Consider the following 19,001-nt stretch of genomic DNA (forward strand, 5'->3'; position numbering starts at 1 on the left):
GGAGGGCTTCCTATCTCAGCTTCAGGGTGGAGAGGCCGACCAGCGCCAGGATCACGGCGATGATCCAGAAGCGGATCACCACCTGGCTTTCCGTCCAGCCGAGCTTTTCGAAATGATGGTGGATCGGCGCCATCAGGAACACGCGCTTGCCGGTCATCTTGAAGTAGCCGACCTGGATGATGACCGACAGGATTTCCACGACAAACAATCCGCCGACAATGACCAGCACGATCTCGTGCTTGGTGGCGACGGCGACCGTGCCGATCAGGCCGCCCATGGCCAGCGAACCGGTGTCGCCCATGAAGATCGCCGCCGGCGGCGCGTTGAACCAGAGGAAGCCGAGGCCGGCGCCGATGACGGCGCCGAGCACGACCGCCAGTTCACCGGTGCCGGGAACGAAATGGATCTGCAGATATTCGGCGAACACCGCATTGCCCGAGAGATATGCGATGACGCCGAAGGACGCCGCCGCGATCATGATCGGCACGATCGCCAGACCGTCGAGACCATCGGTCAGGTTCACCGCATTGCCGGCGCCGACAATGACGAAGCAGGAGAACGGGATGAAGAACCAGCCGAGGTTGATGATGAATTCCTTGGCGAAGGGAAATGTCAGCGACGACGAGAACGGCGCCTGGCCGTTACGCATGATCACCCAGGCGGCGATGCCGGCGATGATGAATTCGAGCCCCAGCCGCGCCTTGCCGGAGAAGCCGAGATGCGACTGCTTGGTCACCTTCAGATAGTCGTCATAGAAGCCGATCGAGCCGAAGCCCAGCGTCACCAGCAACACCACCCAGACATAGATGCTCGACAGGTTCGCCCATAGGAGCGACGAGCCGATGATGCCGGACAGGATCATCAGCCCGCCCATGGTCGGCGTGCCGGCCTTCTTGAAATGCGTCTGCGGCCCGTCGGCGCGGATCGGCTGGCCCTTGCCTTGGCGTAGCCGCAGCGAATTGATGATGGTCGGCCCGAAGATGAAGACGATCAGCGCCGAAGTGATCAGCGCCCCGCCGGTGCGGAACGTGATGTAGCGGAAGACATTGAAGACCGAGATCTTGTCCGCGAAATCGACCAGCAGTGTAAACATGCGCTTTCGTCCCCCGACTAGGTCAGTTTGCTGGTTGTCGTTTCAGCCGGGTATTTGCCCAGCAGCGCATCGACCAGTTTTGCAAAACCGATGCCCTTCGACGATTTGATCATCACCACGTCGCCCGGCTTCAGCGCGGCAAGCAGCACCGGCTTCAATTCCTCGACGCCGGCGCGATATTCCATCTTGATGTCGCCCGGCAGCGCTTCCGCCAGGGCCCGCATTTCGGAGCCGCCGAGAAACACGGTCTGCGTGCCGGTGCCGACGATGAGATCGGCAAGGGCGGCATGCAGCTTGGCCGAATAGTCGCCGAGTTCCAGCATGTCGCCGAGCACTGCGATGCGGCGCCCCTCACCCGTCACCGGCGTCGCGTTGAGCAGCGCCATCGCCGCCGCCATCGAGGCCGGATTGGCGTTGTAGCTCTCGTCGATCAGCGTGATCGACCCTTGTGGATGCCGCAGTACATGACGTTTGCCGCGGCCGCGCTCGGCGGAGAGATCGGCCAGTGCCAGTGCCACTTTGTCGAGATCGGCGCCGACCAGTTGCGCCGCGCCCAGCACCGCCAGCACGTTCTGCACCATGTGGCGGCCGGGCGCGCCGATACGGGCGATCATGTCACGGCCGCCGATCCGGGCGGCGATGTCGGAATGGTCGGCATGCAATTCGCATCTGGTGAGCTTGAAGGTCGAGCGCGCATTCTCGCCAAAGCCGTAGACATGCTCGACGCCGGCGGCATGCGCCATCCTGTCGAGCAGCTTATAGCGCGCGTCGTCGCGGTTGAGGACGGCCGCGCCTTTTGGCTCCAGCCCTTCGAAAATCTCGGCCTTGGCCTTGGCGATCTCGTCGAGATTGCGAAAGAAGCCGAGATGCGCCGCCGCGATGATGGTGACGATGGCGACATGCGGCCGCACCATCTTCACCAGAGGCCGGATCTCATCGGGATGGTTCATGCCGATCTCGAACACGGCATAGTCGCAATCGACGGGCATGCGCGCCAGCGTCAGCGGCACACCCCAATGGTTGTTGAAGGACTGCGCCGAGGCATGCACCTTGCCGACCGCCGACAGCCCATGGCGTAGCGCTTCCTTGGTCGTGGTCTTGCCGGCTGAACCGGTCACGGCGATGATCTTGGCCTGGGAGCGGGCGCGCGCCGCGACACCGAGCTTTTCCAATGCGACCAGCACATCCTCGACGACGATGATCGGCGCCGTCAGCCGGCCGAGCGACGGCAGCTTGCCTTCCGCCACCACCAGCACGCCCGCGCCGGCCTTGATGGCCGCGGTGGCGAAGTCGTGGCCGTCCATCGTCTCGCCCTTGATAGCGAAGAAGGCATCACCAGGCTGCAGGCTGCGGCTGTCGATCGAAATGCCCGATAAGCCTTCGGGCATAGGACCCAGTGGCCGCCCGTCCATGGCGGCAACCAGCGCCTCCGAGGTCCACAGGAGGCTCATGCCGCACGCTCCCGCAGCGCCGCGCGGACTTCCTCGTGGTCGGAGAAATGCAGGGTCTCGGAGCCGATCGTCTGGCCTTCCTCGTGCCCCTTGCCGGCGACGATCAGCGTGTCGCCGGCATGAAGCATGCCGACAGCCTCGTGGATCGCCTTGCGCCGGTCGCCGATCTCGATGGCGCCCGGGGCAGCGGCCAGAATGGCAGCGCGGATCGTCTCGGGCACTTCGGAGCGCGGATTGTCGTCGGTGACGATGACGACATCGGCAAGCCGGGTCGCGATCTCGCCCATGATCGGCCTTTTGCCCCGGTCGCGGTCGCCGCCGCAGCCGAACACGACCATCACGCGACCGGTGGTGAACGGGCGCACCGAAGCCAGCACATTTTCCAGCGCATCCGGCTTGTGGGCATAGTCGACATAGACCGGCGCGCCGCTGGCGGTCGTGCCGACGAGGTCGAGCCGGCCCGGCGCGCCCTTCAATTTTCCCAATGCGGCCAACGCCTTGGCGATAGGTGTTCCTGTGGAAATGGCAAGTCCCGCCGAGACCAGCGCGTTCGATATCTGGAAATCGCCGGCCAGCGGCAGGTCGATTTCGTAAAGCACGCCCTCGGCCTCGACCTCGGCGCGTTGGCGATGGCGTTCGTGCTCGACCCGCTTCAGCGTGAGGAAATCGCCATGGCGGCCAACCATCAGCACATTGAGCCCGGCAGCCTGTGCCGCCTGGATGGTCGGCGCCGACCACGGATCGTCAGCGAAAATGACCGCCGGCGCGCCTTTCGGCAGCAGCGTATCGAACAGGCGCAGTTTGGCGCGATGATAATCCTCGACCGTCGGATGGTAATCCATGTGGTCGCGGCCAAGATTGGTGAAGCCGCCGGCGGCGAGCTTCACGCCGTCGAGACGGCGCTGGTCGAGCCCATGGCTGGAGGCTTCCATCGAAGCGTGGGTGACGCCGGCATCGGCCAATTCCCGCAGCAATTGGTGCAGCGCCACCGGATCAGGCGTGGTCAGCGAGCCATACTCGTTGCGGCCTGGCGCCACCACGCCGGTGGTGCCGATCGAAGCCGCGGCATAGCCCGCCTGCTCCCAGATTTGCCTCGTGAAGGCGGCGACCGAGGTCTTGCCGCTGGTGCCGGTTACCGCGACCATGGTCCGCGGCTGCTTGCTGAAATAGCGGGCAGCACTCAGTGCCAACGCCAGGCGCGGATCATCGACCGCCAGCACCGGAACCGGCAGTCCGGCGATGGAACTGCCCTTGCCTGCCACAATTGCCAGCGCGCCGCGCCTGGCCGCGTCGGCAGCGTAGGCCGCACCGTCCGCCTTGGTGCCGGCGAGCGCAAAAAAGACGACGCCCGGTTTTACCTGGCGGGAATCGGACGAAATCCCGGTAACCTCCAGATCGGCGGAAGCTGTTCCTTCGACTGGCAGGACACCGGCTAGATCTCTGAGCTTCATCGAGTTCCGTTCACCGCAATAAAATAGCGCGCAGTCGCCGGCGCGCCCTAAGAATCACTCATAGGAAACCAACGTTGCACCATTTTCATGGCTGAAATCTGGTTTCACGCCAAGCATGGCTGCCGACCGCCTGATGATATTACCCGCCATGACCCCCGCATTCGCGGCCGCGACGTCGGTCATCCCGGGCTTTTCCGGGTGCGGCGCATCGGCGATCGTGAACACCAGATATTGCGGATCATCTATCGGGAAGGCGGCGACAAAGGTATTGAAATTCAAGTCTTTGGAGTAGCGGCCGTTGATGACCTTCTCAGCCGTTCCGGTCTTGCCGCCAACGCGGTAGCCGGGGACTCTGGCATTTCTGGCCGAGCCCTTCTCGGCATTGAGCGAATAGAGGTAGCGCATGCCCTCGACCGTCTTTTCGTTGACGACTTTCTTGGCAATCGCCATCGCCTCCTGCTGCGTGCGTACCAGGAAGGTCGGATTCATCAGATAGCCGCCATTCATCAGCGCCGCGCAGCCGACAGCCGCCTGGAGCGGCGTCGTCGACACGCCATGGCCGAAGGCGATGGTGAACGAATTGACCTGTTTCCAGACCTTTGGTTCCGTCGGGCGGGCGACTTCCGGCAGTTCGGTCTGCATCCTTTCCAGGATGCCAAGGCGATGCAGGAATTCCCGGTGCCCCTCGATGCCGACCAGCTCGGCCTCCCTGGCCGAACCGATGTTGGACGAATAGAGGAACACCTCCGGCAACGACAGCACACGGTTCTTGCCGTGGAAATCGTGGATGGCCTGATGGCCGACCCGGATCGGATGCGAAGCGTCGAAACGACTGTTCATCGTCGCCTTGCCGGAATCGAGCGCCATGGCCGAGGTGAAGCTCTTGAAGGTCGAGCCCATCTCATAGAGGCCCGCCGACATCCGGTTCAGCCGGTCCTTTTCCTGTGCATTGTAAGGATTGTTCGGATCGAAATCCGGCACCGAGGCCATGGCGATGACTTCGCCGGTCTTGACGTTGAGCACGACGGCGCCGGCACCGATGGCACGATAGCGCTCCAGGCCGGCGGCGATCTCGTCGCGCACCACATGCTGGACGCGCAGGTCGATCGAAAGTTTGACCGGCTGCAGGTCCTTGGCCACCGCCAGGCCCGACGCCTGCAGGTCGCTCAGGCCCTGCTCGTCGATATATTTCTCCATGCCGGAGATGCCCTGATTGTCGATGTTGGTCAGGCCGACAATGTAGGACGAGGTTTCGCCGCTCGGATAGAAACGGCGCTTCTCCGTGCGGAAGCCGAAACCGGGAATGCCGAGTTGCATGATGTCGGACTGCTGCTTGGGCGTCAGCTGCCTCTGCAGCCAGACGAAGCCGGCGCCGCTCTTGAGCTTGTGGTAGGTTTGCTCGTAATCGATCTCCGGCAGCACGGTCGACAGCTTCTCGATCGCCTCGTCGGCATCGACGATGCGGCGCGGTTCGGCGAACAGCGACGCCGTCTTGATGTCGGTCGCCAGCACTTCGCCATTGCGGTCGACAATATCGGGCCGCGATGCCGTCACCCGGCTCTGCGGACCGCCCGACAGGTCTGGCGTCTGGAAACCGAGATAGACCAGCCGCCCTGAAATGATCGAGAAGATGCCGAAGAACACCGCCATCGTCATCACGATGCGCGCTTTGCCCTTGCCGCCGGTCGCCTTGCGGGCACCCTCGACGACGATCGATCTGTCTTCACCCGTCCTGGCGCGACGCTTCAGCAGTTTGCCGATCATTGGGCGATGCCTCCGGTCACGACGGGATCCTTGCCGTCCGCGGGCGCCTTGTCGGAATTGTCGGCCATGCCGCCCTGGCGTCCGTTCAGAATGTCCTGGATGTCCAGGGCCTTGGCCGGCAGGTCGCCCAGGCCGACGATCTGGCGGGCGCTGACCGGCTCGAGTGCGAGCTGCGACTTGTAGAGTTCTGCGAGCTTCTGCAGCCGCGACGGCTGGGTGAGCAGGCTCCAGTCCGCCTTGAGCAGGTCGATCGTCTCCTCCTCATAGCGTATCTGGTTATGGATCTTCTGCACCGCCGCCAACTGGTCCTCGGCCTCGCGCTTGGTCTTGTAGGTCAGGGCCGCCGCCGAAACCATGACGGCGATCAGGACAATGTCGCTGGTACGGAACACGTGCTTACCTCTCCCCCGGCCGATCGATGCCGGGAAGCTTTGGAAGGCCGAAAATCGAAAAATCGCCGGCGCGCGCCGGCGCCTCGGTGCGGGTCGCCGCGCGCAACCTGGCCGAGCGGGCGCGCGGATTGGCAGCGACCTCGGCATCGCCCGCCGTCACGCCGCCGCCGGCCTTGCGGAAGGTCGCGGTGCGCGCATGCGCCTCGGGCAGATGACGTGAGCCGGTGGCGACGTCGGCGCGGTCGGCGATGAAGCGCTTGACGATGCGGTCTTCCAGCGAATGGAACGTCACCACGACGAGCCGCCCGCCGGGCTTCAATGCGCGTTCTGCCGCGAACAGCGCCTTGGCCAGTTCGCCGAGTTCATCGTTGACGAAGATGCGCAGCGCCTGGAAGACGCGGGTCGCCGGATGGATCTTGTCCTTGGGCGCGCGGCCGATATGCGTCTCGATGGCGTCGGCCAGTTCCAGCGTGCGCTCGAATGGCTTCTTTTCGCGGCGCGCCTCGATCATGCGGGCGATGCGGCCGGCATGGCGCTCCTCGCCGAGGAAGCCGAAGATGCGGGCAAGGTCGCCCGGCTTGAAACTGTTGACGACATCGGCGGCGCTCAGCCCCGCCTGCGCCATGCGCATGTCGAGCGGCCCGTCGAAACGGAAGGAAAAGCCGCGTTCGGCCTGGTCGAGCTGCATGGAGGACACGCCAATGTCGAGCACGACGCCGTCGGCGCTTTCGACATGCTCGTCCAGCGTCGAGAACGGCGCCTGCACCAGCCTCAGCCTGCCGCCCGACTGCGCCTCGAGATCGCGCCCGGCGGCGATGGCGTCGGGATCGCGGTCGATCGCCACGACGGAGGCGCCGGTCGCCAGAATGGCCCTGGTGTAGCCGCCGGCGCCGAACGTGCCGTCGATGATGATGCCGCGCTCCGCCGGCGCCAGTGCCTCGAGCACTTCGCCAAGGAGGACCGGAATGTGGCGGACCGATCCGCCAACGGCGTGGACGTCATCGCCGTGGCCCACCGTCATTCCGGTCGCTCCCCAGGCTTCGTCCCCTGCCGAAGCTGCAAAAGCCTGGCCCGCGCCTGCGCCCCATAGGCAGCAAGCCGTCCCGGCTCCCAGATCTGAAAGAAATTGCCGCGCCCGACAAAGGCCACCTCCGCCGAGATGCCGGTATGCTCGCGAATGAAATCGCTCATCGTGATGCGGCCGTCCTGGTCGAGTTTCAAGAACGCTCCATCGCCATGGCAGAAGAACGACATGTCGTCCGCCGTCTGCAGGAAGGGATCTTCCTTGGCGATGCGCTGCTCGTAACGATCGAGCAGGTCGAGCCCGCCAACATCCATCGCCGGCAGGTCCAGGCAGCGCAGTGCGTAGAGTTCCGAATAGCCGCGCTTCTGCACGACGGCGCGGAAATGCGCCGGGACGGACACCCGCCCCTTCGCATCGATCCTGCTCACCGTGTTCGACAGAAACCGGTCCATTAAACGTTACAGCCGCTTGCGCCGCCGCACCCCTCTTCATCGTCTCGTCCGCGCCGCCGCTGCGCGTTCCCTGCCCCGTATCAGCCTCGCTCGCACGGGCAAAAACCGGCAAACGCGCAGCCGCCGCGGCTGCCCGATTGGCGTACGCTTTACCTTGACACGGAACGAAGGCTTTGATGTCTCGATGGGATATCATGGGGCACTATGGGCGTCAACGGGAATAGGCTTCACAAACACGCGCATCGCGACCAATCCGAGCAGCCGTTACGGCACGTCTCGCCTTTATGGATCATTAAGCCTAACGAAGGGTTTAGAGCCCTCTGGCCCAAAAAGAGGTGGCTTGCCGCCGATCACCCGCCCGCATAGCGTCGAGCGACGTCTTCCGCCCAAAAAACAAGGATCGAGCTCATGTCCGAGACGGCAAAGTCACGCGCCGCCGAACTTTCCCATTTGCGCAGCCGCGACTTCGCCAGCGGCGACCCGATCCCCTTGCCGTTGACCATGGCTTCGATCTTCCACACACCGGGCGTCGAGACCGGGGTCGATCAATATGGCCGCTACGACAACCCGACCTGGCGCGCCGTGGAACATGTGCTCGGCCATCTGGAAGACGCCCAATGCGTGAGTTTTCCCTCCGGAATGGGCGCGATTTCGGCCGTGTTTTTCGCGCTCCTCAAATCCGGCGATCGCGTGCTCCTGCCGGCGGACGGTTACCATGCCACGCGCGCGATGGCCGAACGCTTCCTGAAGCCGCTCGGCATAGTTTGCGACACAAGGCCGACGCCGACCTTCCTTGACGGCGGTCTCAAAGGCTATTCGCTGGTCTTCGTGGAAACCCCGTCCAACCCGCGGCTGGACATCTGCGACATCTCGGCGATCGCCAAGGCTGCCCACGAACAAGGCGGGGTCCTTGTCGTCGACAACACGACGATGACGCCATTCGGCCAGCGCCCGCTCGACTTCGGTGCTGACATCGTCGTCTCCGCCGACACCAAGGCGGTCAACGGCCACTCCGACGTGCTGTTCGGCCATGTCGCCAGCCGCGACGCCGACATCGTCACCAAGGTGACGGACTGGCGCGCAATGGCCGGCGGCATTCCGGGACCGTTCGAGGCCTGGTTGGTGCATCGCGGCCTCGAAACACTGGAGGTGCGCTTCGACCGCATGTGCTCGTCGGCCGAAACGATCGCGCAACGGCTGAAGGGGCATCGCGCGGTGCGTGGCCTGCGTTTTCCCGGCCTCAATGGCGACCCGTCGCACAACCTTGCCCGCGCCCAGATGGAGCGCTTCGGCTTCCTCATCTCGTTCGAACTCGCCTCGGAGGACAAGGCCGAGGATTTCATCGACAATTGCCCATTGATAGAGGCCGCGACCTCGTTCGGCGGCGTCCACACCTCGGCCGAACGACGCTCGAAGCGAGGCGATGCGGTGCCGCCAGGTTTTATACGCCTGTCGGTCGGCTGCGAACCGGTGGAAGAACTCTGGAAGGCGATCGAGATGTCGCTGGACAGGATCAGCGGCTGACGGACTGGTCACGAACCGAGGTCTTCGGCCTCGATGTCGCGATGGCCGTGCAGCACGCGAAGAATTTCGATCGCGTCGTCAGTGAGGCGATACAGAGTGAGATACTCGCCGACGACCAGATGACAGATGCCGGGCGCGATGTCGTCACGTGGCGCGCCTGAGGAGGGAAAGGAAGCCAGTTGCTGCCACCGCGCCTCGAAGCGGTCGGGCAGCCGATCGGCTGCGGCCTCGTTGTCGCGCGCAATATGAAGGCAGATCGAGATCAGACCATCTTCCGCGCGTGCGTTCCGGACGATGGGCAGGAATTCATGCCGCGTCGTCAGATCGCAAGCGTCTCCGTGCCTCGGCGTTGATTTCATTCATCGATGCAAATCGTCCCGGGCCGCTGTCGATCCCCTCCTGCACCAGCCTACGCAACTCCTCGATCGTATAGCCGAAGAGATCGCGACGGTCCTTCCATTGCCGCAGCGCATCGCGGATGACCTCGCTCGCCGAGGCATATTCGCCGGCGGCGACCACGTCGTCCACCGCTTGCGCCAGTTCCGGCGACAGCGTGATGCTGCGCTTGTCGACCTGTCCCATGATAGGCTCCTGGTGCCGTTCTCGGATTATGGTACGATTTAATCGCACCAGCTTCAAGTGACGGTCGAGCCTGGTTCTTGCAGGCGAACAGGTGAAAAGACTAGAATCGACAGGCGCGCCCGAGGGCGCAACCTGCTGATCTCAAAGGATTTCTCTTCGAGGGCGAAAACTGCCAGCTGGCCTGTAAGCCGGGTTCTGTATGGCCCTCGCCCTTGCGGGACGAGAACGTGGCGGCCATTCATCTTGGGCGCATGTTGCCATGCGCCTCACGCAACCTACCCGGACGGTGAGCCGGAAACAGCCCTCGAGGGTTTCCCCTCGCACCGCCCCTATTCGGTTTTGCTCCCGGTGGGGTTTACCGTGCCGCTCCTGTTGCCAGTCGCGCGGTGGGCTCTTACCCCACCCTTTCACCCTTACCCCGACAAAGTCGTGGCGGTTTGCTTTCTGTGGCACTTTCCCTGGGGTCGCCCCCGCCGGCCATTAACCGGCACCGTGTCTCCATGGAGCCCGGACTTTCCTCACTCGCGGCCTTTCGGCGTTTGCGAGTGCGGCCGCCCAGCCAGCTGGCAAGGCGTATAAAGGGGTTCAGCCGGGAAAACGCAAATGAAAAAGCCGGCTTGTCCGCCGGCTCTCGCAACTTGCAATCAAAGGGCGGCCATCTGAACCTTGACCTTGCTGCAATAGGCGGCCGAGATCGGGTTCATCCGCGTCGCGGCATGGCCGGCATTGTATTTCAGGATCGTGCCACAGGTCGTGCCACCGCCAAGGTTCTGCGCCAAGGCGAGATACTTCATGCCGTATTTGATGTTGGTGTCGGGATCGAACAGCCCCTTGGCCGAACCGTTGTAGCCCATCATCCGCGCCGTCGCCGGCTTGATCTGCATCAGGCCGATCTCGCCGGCGCTGCCGACCATGTTCGGCCGATAGTTGCTCTCGATCGTGATGACGGCGTTGGCCAGCGACACCGGAACGCCGTAGCTTGCAGCATAGCGGGCGACGATCGCCGAGTACTGGCCGCTGCTGGCCACGGCCGCCGTCGACGCTGCGACGTTCCTGAGACCGATCGATGCCGTTGTTGTCATGTCGACGGTCTTGCGGCCACGCTTCGTCTGCCTTTTGGCGGAGGATTTCTTCGCCTTGGTCCAGCTGGCTTTTTCCACCTTGGCGGAAGCGCGCTTCGCCGTTGCCTTCAGGGTCCTGCTGCTTTTGGCTGAAATGGCCTTGCCCTTGGCGGTCACCGCGACGAGCCCCTGATCGGCCCGTGGGCTTACCGGCGCGGCGTCAGCCGCGCTAAAGGCAAAAGTCATTACGCCGGCAGCAAGAGCTGCCGTTACAACGGTCAATTTCTGCATGTGATCCTATTCTGTCTGGACCACGCGAAGATTTTCGCGCGGCGTGGCTTGAATAATATCGGAACATCCGGGGGCTAGAGGTCCGACAAACTGTACGAATTGCCCTTTGAGGCCCGAATTGGCGTCAATGAAGGCGGGGCAAGTCACTTTGAGTGACAGTTTGTAACCTGACAGGCGAAAAGATTACTTGGGCAACGCCTTGCCCTCGCGTTAGCCTCTCACGGAGGCAAGCAACTTCTGTAGCGTGCGCATGGTCGAGCCATCGGCCAGCCCGTCGACCAGACGCGGCCGGAAATGCCGTTGGAAGGCCTCGACGACAATTTGGGTCTGATGGTCGAAAATGCCTGATATCTCAACGCCATAGCCATAGAGCGCCAGCATAGACTGCAGCGCCTCGACATCGGCACCGTGGTCGCCGGGCATCAATACGGCTCCGCGCCTGATGGGTGCGGCCGGCACCAGATGGCCGACGCCGGCCGTGAACAGGGCGGCCCACGGGAACTTCTCGCCCGGATCGATCTTGCGGCCCGGCGCCACGTCGGAATGCGCCAGCACCCGCATGGCGGGGACCGCATGCCGCGCGGCAATTCCCTTGCACAGGCCGATCACCGCCTCGATCTGGCGCCGGGGAAACCCGGGATAGCCCAGCGAATGGCCAGGATTGACGATCTCGATGCCCACCGAGCAGGAATTGATATCGGTGCGTCCGAACCAGGAGCTCTTGCCGGCGTGCCAGGCGCGGTCGCTTTCGCGGACCATCTGCACGATGTGGCCATTCTCATGGACGAGATAGTGCGATGAAACCTCGCTCTCCGGATCGCACAGCCACGCTTCCGCTCCGGCCCCGGTCGCCATGCCGGTATAGTGCAGCACGATCATGTCGGGTTTCAGCGCATCGCGCCTTGGGCCGAAATTCGGCGACACCCTGACCTCGGCGCTCGGCTCGTCGGGCAGGAAGCCGCTCATACGTGCCGCAGGCCCCGCTCGATCATCTCATAGGCGGCATTGATCGCCGCGACCCTGGTCGTGGCGATCTTGATGAATTCCTGCGGCAGGCCGCGCGCGATCAGCCGGTCGGGATGGTTGTCGGAGACCAGCTTGCGGTACCGCTTCCTGACCTCCTCGAACGGCTTGCCGCGCTCGATGCCGAGCACGAGATAGGGGTCGCCGGCGCCAAGATTGACGTGCCGGGCCAGGATCGACTCGTAATGCGCCTCGTCGATGCGGAAGATCTCGGCGATACGGTGCAGGAAGATGCCCTCGCGTTCATGCACCAGCCCATCGGCCTTGGCGATGTGGAACAGGCCATCGAGTATGTCTTCCAGCATCACGCAATTGGAATGCCCGGAACCGCACAATTGTGCCATGCGCTCGGCATAGGTTTCGAAACCAGCCACGTCGCGCTGGGCGAGATCGAACAGTCGCGCGACGTTGCGCGTCTCCTTCGGCGGCACTTCGAATATTTCCTGGAAGGCACGCACCTCATCCTGGGTGACAATGCCGTCGGCCTTGGCCATCTTGGCCGAGAGCGCGATCATGGCCACCGAGAAGGCGACACGGCGGCGCAGGTCCGCATCGCCGGAAAAAACCGTGCGCACGGCCTCCACGACATCGGCAACGCCCGACGAGGCTGAAGACGATACCCGTGTGATGAAGTCGCCGAGGCGGTCCCAAATCGACATGGCCGCTTCTTAGAGCGAACCGGTCCATGCTATCAAGCCAATAACGGGCTTGTGAACGACAGCCACCCCGACAGGCGAGAAAAGGCCGGCATGAAGCCGGCCTTCCTCCCAAGACACGCTTTACAGCTTACAAACTACTGCGCGGGCGCAGGAGCAGGCGTTGCCGGAGCCGGCTCGGCAGGCTTGGTCGACTTATCGGCCGGAGCCGCAGGCTTCATCGGCTGCTCCGCGGCCGGCGGATTGGTGCTCTGCGTGGTGGTGTTGTCAGTGCCCTTGCCGCTGTCGCTGCAGGCCGCGACGCCCAGCAGGACCAAGGCGGACACGGAAGCCAGAATAAGCTTTTTCATAACATCTCTCCTTCGACACACGCTCACGTTGCGGTGAACGGTCGAAGAGGAAATGCGCGACGCAGCCATGAGTTTCGTAACGTTGCGTTTCCGCGTGTAACATCAACGGGATGCGTTGCTGCCGGCGCCTTGGCGCATTAACAACGAAGGCTGAAAACGAAAAATATCGGAGACAGCCATGGCCGCGAAGTGGGATTTCTGGATCGATCGCGGCGGCACCTTCACCGATGTCATCGGCCGTGACCCGAAAGGGGGGCTGCATCCGCGCAAGCTGCTTTCGGAGAACCCCGAAGCCTATGCCGATGCCGCCATCCAGGGCATCCGCGACCTGCTCGGCCTGGAACCCGGCGCAGCGGTCCCGTCCGGTGTGATTGGCGATATCAAGATGGGGACCACGGTCGCCACCAACGCGCTTCTGGAGCGCAAGGGCGACCGCGTGCTCCTGCTCATCACAAAGGGGTTTCGCGATGCGCTGAGAATCGCCTACCAGGCGCGGCCCGACATCTTCGCCAAGGAGATCATCCTTCCCGAGCAGCTCTATGAGCGCGTCATCGAGATCGACGAGCGCGTGCTCGCCGATGGCAGCGTCGAACGGCTGCTCGACATCGCGGCTTGCCGGGCGGCGATCGAGCAGGCCAAGGCAGACGGCATCGACGCTGTCGCAATCGTCTTCATGCATGCCTGGAAATACCCGGATCACGAGAAGGCGGTAGCGAAGGTCTGCCGCAGAATCGGTTTCGCCCAAATCTCGGTCAGCCATGAGGTCTCGCCGCTGATCAAGCTGGTCGGCCGCGGCGACACCGCCGTGGTCGACGCTTATCTGTCGCCCATCCTGTCGCGCTATGTGCAAAGGGTGGCGGGAGAGCTGGGCGCGGCGGGAGAGAGCGACCAGTCCCCTCGCCTGATGTTCATGATGTCGTCGGGCGGCCTCACCGCCGCCGACATGTTCCAGGGCAAGGACGCGCTGTTGTCGGGTCCCGCCGGCGGCGTCGTCGGCATGGTCGAGACGGCCAAACTAGCCGGCTTCGATAAGGTCATCGGCTTCGACATGGGCGGCACCTCCACCGACGTTGCCCATTACGATGGCGAGTACGAGCGCGCCTTCGACACCGAAGTCGCCGGCGTGCGCGTGCGCGCGCCGATGATGCGCATCCACACCGTCGCCGCCGGCGGCGGTTCGGTCCTGCATTACGAGGCCGGCCGTTTTCGCGCCGGACCGGACTCAGCGGGCGCCAATCCCGGCCCCGCCGCCTACCGGCGCGGCGGCCCGCTGGCCGTCACCGACGCCAATGTGATGCTCGGCAAATTGCAGCCCGATTTCTTCCCGGCGATCTTCGGCCCCGGCCAGGACCAGCCGCTCGACGTCGAGACCGTGCGGGCAAGATTCACGTCACTGGCCGACCAGATCGGTGACGGCCGCTCGCCGGAAGCGGTTGCCGAGGGCTTCGTCACCATCGCCGTCGAGAACATGGCCAACGCCATCAAAAAGATTTCCGTGCAGCGCGGCTACGATGTCACCGAATATCTGCTCAACTGCTTCGGCGGCGCCGGCGGCCAGCACGCATGCCTGGTCGCCGATGCGCTCGGCATGGAAGCGGTGCTGATCCACCCCTTTTCCGGCCTGCTTTCGGCCTATGGCATCGGCCTGGCGTCGGTCTTTGCCTCGCGCCAGCAGGCATTGCTCAAGCCGCTTGCCGAGGAGTCCCGAACCGAGATCGCCGCCCTCATCGCTACCTTGAAAAAGGCCGTGATCGCCGAATTGGCGGTGCAAGGCATCGCCGAGGACGCGGTGGCCGCCAAGCCCGTGCTGCACATCCGCTATGACGGCACAGACACGACGCTGCCGGTGAATTTCGAAAGCGACTCGATTTTCCAGGCAAAGCGCGACTTCGAAATCGCCCACAAGGCGCAATTCGGCTTCGTCTATGACGACAAGCCGATGATCGTCGAGACGGTCGGCGTCGAGGGCAGCGAAATCGGCGAGAGCAGCGCCGAAGCCTATGCGCCCGCAGGACCCGCACGGGTTGAAGCCGGCGCTTCCGGAACGCGGCGCATCTACACCGAAGGCCGGTGGCATGAAGCCGGGATCCATCGTCGCGAGAACCTGCGCCCATCCAATCTGGTCACAGGCCCCGCACTCATCATCGAACCGAACCAGACCATTGTCGTCGAGCCAGGCTGGCAGGCCGAAATCACCAACCTCAACCATGTCGTGATCCGCCGCACGGCAAGGAAAGCCCGCGCCGCCGCCCTCGGCACCGACGCCGATCCGGTGATGCTCGAAGTCTTCAACAACCTGTTCATGTCGATCGCCGAGCAGATGGGTGTCACGCTGCAGAACACCGCCTATTCCGTCAACATCAAGGAAAGACTGGATTTTTCCTGCGCCGTCTTCGACCACACCGGGGCGCTGGTCGCCAACGCGCCGCACATGCCGGTGCACCTCGGCTCCATGGACCGCTCCGTCGAAACCATCATCCGGCTGAACTCCGGCGACATCCACCCAGGCGACGTCTTTGCCTTGAACGCCCCCTACAATGGCGGCACGCATCTGCCTGATATCACCGTGGTGACGCCGGTCTTCGACGACACCCAGAAAGAGATCCTGTTCTACGTCGCCTCGCGCGGCCACCACGCCGATATAGGCGGCACCGCCCCCGGCTCGATGACGCCGCTCGCCACCACGGTCGACGAGGAAGGCGTGCTGTTCGATAATTTACGCATCGTCGACCGCGGAAGATTCCGCGAAAAGGAGCTGCATTCGCTGCTCACCGACCACCGTTACCCGGCCCGCAACCCGCACCAGAACATTGCCGACCTCAAGGCGCAGATCGCCGCCAATGAGAAAGGCGTCGCCGAACTGCGCAAGATGGTCGCGCATTTCGGCCTCGATGTCGTCGAGGCCTATATGGGCCATGTCCAGGACAATGCGGCCGAGAGCGTGCGGCGGGTGATCGAGCGGTTGCCCGACACATCGGCCTATGAATATCCCACCGATACCGGCCAGGTGATCAAGGTGAAGATATCGGTCGACCGGCAAAAGCGCGAGGCGACGGTCGACTTCACCGGCACGTCGCCAGTCATGAAGAACAATTTCAACGCGCCGGAGCCGGTGGCCCGCGCCGCGGTGCTGTACGCCTTCCGCGTCATGGTCGAGGACATGATCCCGATGAATGCCGGGTGCCTCAGGCCCATCAACATCGTCATTCCCGACGGCTGCATGCTGAAGCCCGCCTACCCCGCCGCCGTGGTCGCCGGCAATGTCGAGACTTCGCAGCATGTCACCAACGCGCTGTTCGGCGCCATGGGCGCCATGGCCAATGCGCAGGGCACGATGAACAACCTGACCTTCGGCAACAAGAAGTACCAGTATTACGAAACGATCTGCTCCGGCTCGCCGGCCGGCCACATGAACTCCGGCCGCGGCTTTGCCGGCACCTCGGGCGTGCACACCCACATGACCAATTCGCGCCTCACCGATCCCGAAGTGCTGGAACTGCGCTTTCCCGTGGTGCTGGAGGATTTCCACATCCGCCAGGGATCCGGCGGCAAGGGCAAATGGAGCGCCGGCGACGGCACCAAACGCAGCATCCGCTTCCTCGAGAAGATGGAATGCGCGATCCTGTCCTCGCACCGCGACCGCCCGCCGCAGGGGCTGGACGGTGGCGGCGACGGCAAGGTCGGCTCGACCAAGATCCGCCGCAAGGATGGCGTGATCGAGATGCTGAAGGCCTGCGACCAGACCGTACTCGACGCCGGTGATGCGGTGATCCTAACGACGCCGACGCCGGGCGGGTTTGGCAAGCTGTAAAGAACACGTCAACAGGCTGTCACCGGCCTGTCATGACGCTGCGCTACCCGCTTGCGCCAAAGCAAATGGGGAATCACTTTGCCATGACGGACGTCTCCTCGGATCTGGTTTTTCGCCGCGGCAAGGAAGTTGGAAAGGCCGTCTACCAGAACCGCGCCCTTTCCAAAGCCGGCATCTCCGAGCGGCTGTTCGCCTTCCTGTTTTCCGGCCTCGTCTATCCGCAGATCTGGGAAGACCCCGATGTCGACATGGAGGCCATGCAGCTTGGTCAGGGCCATCGCATCGTCACAATTGCTTCCGGCGGCTGCAACATCCTGGCCTATCTGACCCGATCGCCGGCACGGATCGACGCCGTCGACCTCAACGCCGCCCACATCGCGTTGAACCGCATGAAGCTGGAGGCGGTGCGCCACCTGCCCTCGCAGGGCGACCTCTTCCGCTTCTTCGGCGCCGCCGACACCAGCCACAATTCGCAAGCCTACGACCGTTTCATCGCGCCGCATCTCGATCCGGTCAGCCGCCACTATTGGGAACGCCGCAACTGGCGTGGTCGCCGTCGCATCGGTGTTTTCGACCGCAATTTCTACCAGACCGGCCTGCTCGGCCTGTTCATCGCCATGGGCCATCGCACGGCGAAATTCTTCGGGGTCAATCCGGCCCGCATGATGGAAGCCAGGAACATCGGCGAGCAGCGCCGCTTCTTCAACGAGGAACTGGCGCCGGTCTTCGACAGGAAGCTCTTGAAATGGGCGACCTCGCGCAAAGCTTCGCTGTTCGGCCTCGGTATTCCGCCGGCGCAGTACGATTCCCTGATCACATCAGGCGACGGCACAATGGCCAGCGTTCTGAAGGCCCGGTTGGAAAAGCTCGCCTGCGATTTTCCCCTGGAAAACAATTATTTCGCTTGGCAGGCCTTTGCCCGCCGCTATCCAAATCCAGGTGAGGCCGCCCTGCCCGCCTATCTGGAAAAGCAGAACTACGAAACCATCCGCGGCAATGTCGACCGCGTCGCCATCCACCATGCCAATCTCATCGAGTTCCTCGCCGGCAAGGATGCGGGCACCGTCGACCGCTTCATCCTGCTCGACGCGCAGGACTGGATGACCGATGACCAGCTCAACGCGCTGTGGTCGGAAATCAGCCGCACCGCGTCGGCTGGCGCCCGCGTCATTTTCCGCACCGCCGCCGAGCCCAGCCTGCTGCCGGGCCGCGTGTCGACCTCGCTGCTCGACCAGTGGGACTATCAGGACGAGGCCTCGCGCGAATTCTCGGCCCGCGACCGCTCGGCCATCTATGGCGGCTTCCACCTCTATGTGAAGCGCGCCGCATGAGCACGACCGAGCTGCCGGCCAACCCCGAATTCAAGGCCAACCATGCCGAACTGATGGACGGCGTCTACCGCTGGCAGCGCCACATCTACGACCTGACCCGCAAATACTATCTGCTCGGCCGCGACCGGCTGATCGATGGGCTTGAGGTGCCGCAAGGCGGCACCGTGCTGGAACTCGGCTGCGGCACCGGCCGCAACATCATCCTGGCAGCGCGCCGCCATCCCGATGCCCGCTTCTTCGGCCTCGACATCTCGGCCGAGATGCTGGAGACGGCCGGCAAGGCGATCGACCGCGAAGGCCTGTCCAGCCGCGTCACGCTGGCACGAGGCGACGCCACCGATTTCGACCCCGCGGCACTTTACGGTATCAAGCACTTCGACCGCGTCTTCGTCTCCTATTCGCTGTCGATGATCCCAGGCTGGGAAAAGACGGTGTCGGCGGCACTCGCCGCACTATCCCCCAACGGCTCGCTGCACATCGTCGATTTCGGCCAGCAGGAAGGCCTGCCGGGCTGGTTCCGTACTTTGCTGCGCGGCTGGCTCAAGAAATTCCACGTCACGCCGCGTGAATCGCTGCGCGAAGTTCTGGAATCGGAATCTCGGCGAACCGGCGCAACGTTCCGATTCAGAACGCTTTATCGCGGCTATGCGTGGCTTTGCGTGATTGGGCCGCGCAAGCTCACCTCCCCCTCGATTGGGGAGGTCGCGCCGAAGGCGCGGGTGGGAGTGACGCGCTAGGCACCCAC

General features: G+C 63.7%; 17 protein-coding genes and 1 other RNA gene. 4 read left to right on the forward strand and 14 right to left on the reverse strand.

Features of this window, described 5'->3' with window-relative positions; translation table 11 throughout:
• Positions 1-10: 10 nt before the first annotated feature.
• The 7 genes from mraY to mraZ are packed head-to-tail and all read right to left on the reverse strand — an operon-like array spanning position 11 to position 7,627.
• On the reverse strand, positions 11-1,093 hold the full coding sequence (mraY, locus tag ACWGS8_RS08950) for a phospho-N-acetylmuramoyl-pentapeptide-transferase (RefSeq protein WP_454580577.1): 1,083 nt from the start codon (positions 1,091-1,093) through the stop codon (positions 11-13).
• A 17-nt stretch (positions 1,094-1,110) separates the two neighbouring features.
• Positions 1,111-2,544, reverse strand: coding sequence for a UDP-N-acetylmuramoylalanyl-D-glutamyl-2,6-diaminopimelate--D-alanyl-D-alanine ligase (locus ACWGS8_RS08955; protein ID WP_454580578.1), 1,434 nt, complete (start codon positions 2,542-2,544; stop codon positions 1,111-1,113).
• Positions 2,541-3,995 carry a UDP-N-acetylmuramoyl-L-alanyl-D-glutamate--2,6-diaminopimelate ligase gene (locus tag ACWGS8_RS08960; RefSeq protein ID WP_454580579.1) on the reverse strand — a complete coding sequence of 485 codons (1,455 nt, stop codon included), beginning with the start codon at positions 3,993-3,995 and terminating at the stop codon, positions 2,541-2,543. Before ACWGS8_RS08960 ends, ACWGS8_RS08955 begins: the two co-directional genes overlap by 4 nt.
• Before the next feature lie 54 nt (positions 3,996-4,049).
• A complete protein-coding gene (locus ACWGS8_RS08965; protein ID WP_454580580.1) occupies positions 4,050-5,759 on the reverse strand; it encodes a peptidoglycan D,D-transpeptidase FtsI family protein in 1,710 nt (569 codons plus the stop codon).
• Positions 5,756-6,151 carry a cell division protein FtsL gene (ftsL, locus tag ACWGS8_RS08970; protein ID WP_095787739.1) on the reverse strand — a complete coding sequence of 132 codons (396 nt, stop codon included), beginning with the start codon at positions 6,149-6,151 and terminating at the stop codon, positions 5,756-5,758. The genes ACWGS8_RS08965 and ftsL overlap by 4 nt, the downstream gene beginning before the upstream one ends.
• Positions 6,152-6,155: 4 nt before the next feature.
• Positions 6,156-7,172, reverse strand: coding sequence for a 16S rRNA (cytosine(1402)-N(4))-methyltransferase RsmH (gene rsmH / locus ACWGS8_RS08975; RefSeq protein ID WP_454580581.1), 1,017 nt, complete (start codon positions 7,170-7,172; stop codon positions 6,156-6,158).
• Positions 7,169-7,627, reverse strand: coding sequence for a division/cell wall cluster transcriptional repressor MraZ (gene mraZ / locus ACWGS8_RS08980; RefSeq protein WP_454580582.1), 459 nt, complete (start codon positions 7,625-7,627; stop codon positions 7,169-7,171). The genes rsmH and mraZ overlap by 4 nt, the downstream gene beginning before the upstream one ends.
• A 408-nt stretch (positions 7,628-8,035) precedes the next feature.
• Here mraZ and ACWGS8_RS08985 point away from each other — a divergent pair, with 408 nt between their 5' ends.
• Positions 8,036-9,151 carry a cystathionine gamma-lyase gene (locus tag ACWGS8_RS08985; protein WP_454580583.1) on the forward strand — a complete coding sequence of 372 codons (1,116 nt, stop codon included), beginning with the start codon at positions 8,036-8,038 and terminating at the stop codon, positions 9,149-9,151.
• 8 nt (positions 9,152-9,159) lie between these two features.
• Here the strand turns inward: ACWGS8_RS08985 and ACWGS8_RS08990 are convergent, their stop codons facing one another.
• The 7 genes from ACWGS8_RS08990 to ACWGS8_RS09020 all read right to left on the reverse strand — a co-directional run bounded on the left by ACWGS8_RS08990 (position 9,160) and on the right by ACWGS8_RS09020 (position 13,114).
• Positions 9,160-9,510, reverse strand: a complete 351-nt coding sequence (locus ACWGS8_RS08990; RefSeq protein WP_454580584.1) for a type II toxin-antitoxin system RelE/ParE family toxin — start codon at positions 9,508-9,510, stop codon at positions 9,160-9,162.
• Positions 9,458-9,733: a type II toxin-antitoxin system ParD family antitoxin gene (locus tag ACWGS8_RS08995; RefSeq protein ID WP_454580585.1), complete on the reverse strand. Its 276-nt coding sequence runs from the start codon at positions 9,731-9,733 to the stop codon at positions 9,458-9,460. The genes ACWGS8_RS08990 and ACWGS8_RS08995 overlap by 53 nt, the downstream gene beginning before the upstream one ends.
• Positions 9,734-9,901: 168 nt before the next feature.
• Positions 9,902-10,300, reverse strand: an RNA gene (gene rnpB, locus ACWGS8_RS09000) — RNase P RNA component class A.
• Between the two features lie 77 nt (positions 10,301-10,377).
• Positions 10,378-11,085: a lytic transglycosylase domain-containing protein gene (locus ACWGS8_RS09005; RefSeq protein ID WP_454580586.1), complete on the reverse strand. Its 708-nt coding sequence runs from the start codon at positions 11,083-11,085 to the stop codon at positions 10,378-10,380.
• 210 nt (positions 11,086-11,295) lie between these two features.
• Positions 11,296-12,051, reverse strand: a complete 756-nt coding sequence (locus tag ACWGS8_RS09010) for a peptidoglycan recognition protein family protein (protein ID WP_454580587.1) — start codon at positions 12,049-12,051, stop codon at positions 11,296-11,298.
• Complete coding sequence (locus ACWGS8_RS09015) at positions 12,048-12,767, reverse strand: TerB family tellurite resistance protein (RefSeq protein ID WP_454580588.1); 720 nt, start codon at positions 12,765-12,767, stop codon at positions 12,048-12,050. The genes ACWGS8_RS09010 and ACWGS8_RS09015 overlap by 4 nt, the downstream gene beginning before the upstream one ends.
• Before the next feature lie 134 nt (positions 12,768-12,901).
• Complete coding sequence (locus ACWGS8_RS09020; RefSeq protein ID WP_454580589.1) at positions 12,902-13,114, reverse strand: hypothetical protein; 213 nt, start codon at positions 13,112-13,114, stop codon at positions 12,902-12,904.
• 178 nt (positions 13,115-13,292) lie between these two features.
• Here ACWGS8_RS09020 and ACWGS8_RS09025 point away from each other — a divergent pair, with 178 nt between their 5' ends.
• The 3 genes from ACWGS8_RS09025 to ACWGS8_RS09035 are packed head-to-tail and all read left to right on the forward strand — an operon-like array spanning position 13,293 to position 18,993.
• Positions 13,293-16,925, forward strand: coding sequence for a hydantoinase B/oxoprolinase family protein (locus tag ACWGS8_RS09025; protein WP_454580590.1), 3,633 nt, complete (start codon positions 13,293-13,295; stop codon positions 16,923-16,925).
• Positions 16,926-16,957: 32 nt separating this feature from the next.
• Entirely contained in the window at positions 16,958-18,256 is a 1,299-nt protein-coding gene (locus ACWGS8_RS09030) for a DUF3419 family protein (protein ID WP_454580591.1), read from the forward strand.
• Complete coding sequence (locus tag ACWGS8_RS09035; protein ID WP_454580592.1) at positions 18,253-18,993, forward strand: class I SAM-dependent methyltransferase; 741 nt, start codon at positions 18,253-18,255, stop codon at positions 18,991-18,993. The genes ACWGS8_RS09030 and ACWGS8_RS09035 overlap by 4 nt, the downstream gene beginning before the upstream one ends.
• Positions 18,994-19,001 lie beyond the last annotated feature (8 nt).

It is taken from the genome of Mesorhizobium sp. 43Arga (assembly GCF_053714255.1).

Excerpts from the sequence above, each read along its gene's own strand:
- mraY (WP_454580577.1), bottom strand. The coding sequence starts at position 1,093 with ATGTTTACACTGCTGGTCGATTTCGCGGACAAGATCTCGGTCTTCAAT.
- ACWGS8_RS08955 (WP_454580578.1), bottom strand. The coding sequence starts at position 2,544 with ATGAGCCTCCTGTGGACCTCGGAGGCGCTGGTTGCCGCCATGGACGGG.
- ACWGS8_RS08960 (WP_454580579.1), bottom strand. The coding sequence starts at position 3,995 with ATGAAGCTCAGAGATCTAGCCGGTGTCCTGCCAGTCGAAGGAACAGCT.
- ACWGS8_RS08965 (WP_454580580.1), bottom strand. The coding sequence starts at position 5,759 with ATGATCGGCAAACTGCTGAAGCGTCGCGCCAGGACGGGTGAAGACAGA.
- rsmH (WP_454580581.1), bottom strand. The coding sequence starts at position 7,172 with ATGACGGTGGGCCACGGCGATGACGTCCACGCCGTTGGCGGATCGGTC.
- mraZ (WP_454580582.1), bottom strand. The coding sequence starts at position 7,627 with ATGGACCGGTTTCTGTCGAACACGGTGAGCAGGATCGATGCGAAGGGG.
- ACWGS8_RS08985 (WP_454580583.1), top strand. The coding sequence starts at position 8,036 with ATGTCCGAGACGGCAAAGTCACGCGCCGCCGAACTTTCCCATTTGCGC.
- ACWGS8_RS08990 (WP_454580584.1), bottom strand. The coding sequence starts at position 9,510 with ATGAAATCAACGCCGAGGCACGGAGACGCTTGCGATCTGACGACGCGG.
- ACWGS8_RS08995 (WP_454580585.1), bottom strand. The coding sequence starts at position 9,733 with ATGGGACAGGTCGACAAGCGCAGCATCACGCTGTCGCCGGAACTGGCG.
- ACWGS8_RS09005 (WP_454580586.1), bottom strand. The coding sequence starts at position 11,085 with ATGCAGAAATTGACCGTTGTAACGGCAGCTCTTGCTGCCGGCGTAATG.
- ACWGS8_RS09010 (WP_454580587.1), bottom strand. The coding sequence starts at position 12,051 with ATGAGCGGCTTCCTGCCCGACGAGCCGAGCGCCGAGGTCAGGGTGTCG.
- ACWGS8_RS09015 (WP_454580588.1), bottom strand. The coding sequence starts at position 12,767 with ATGTCGATTTGGGACCGCCTCGGCGACTTCATCACACGGGTATCGTCT.
- ACWGS8_RS09020 (WP_454580589.1), bottom strand. The coding sequence starts at position 13,114 with ATGAAAAAGCTTATTCTGGCTTCCGTGTCCGCCTTGGTCCTGCTGGGC.
- ACWGS8_RS09025 (WP_454580590.1), top strand. The coding sequence starts at position 13,293 with ATGGCCGCGAAGTGGGATTTCTGGATCGATCGCGGCGGCACCTTCACC.
- ACWGS8_RS09030 (WP_454580591.1), top strand. The coding sequence starts at position 16,958 with ATGACGCTGCGCTACCCGCTTGCGCCAAAGCAAATGGGGAATCACTTT.
- ACWGS8_RS09035 (WP_454580592.1), top strand. The coding sequence starts at position 18,253 with ATGAGCACGACCGAGCTGCCGGCCAACCCCGAATTCAAGGCCAACCAT.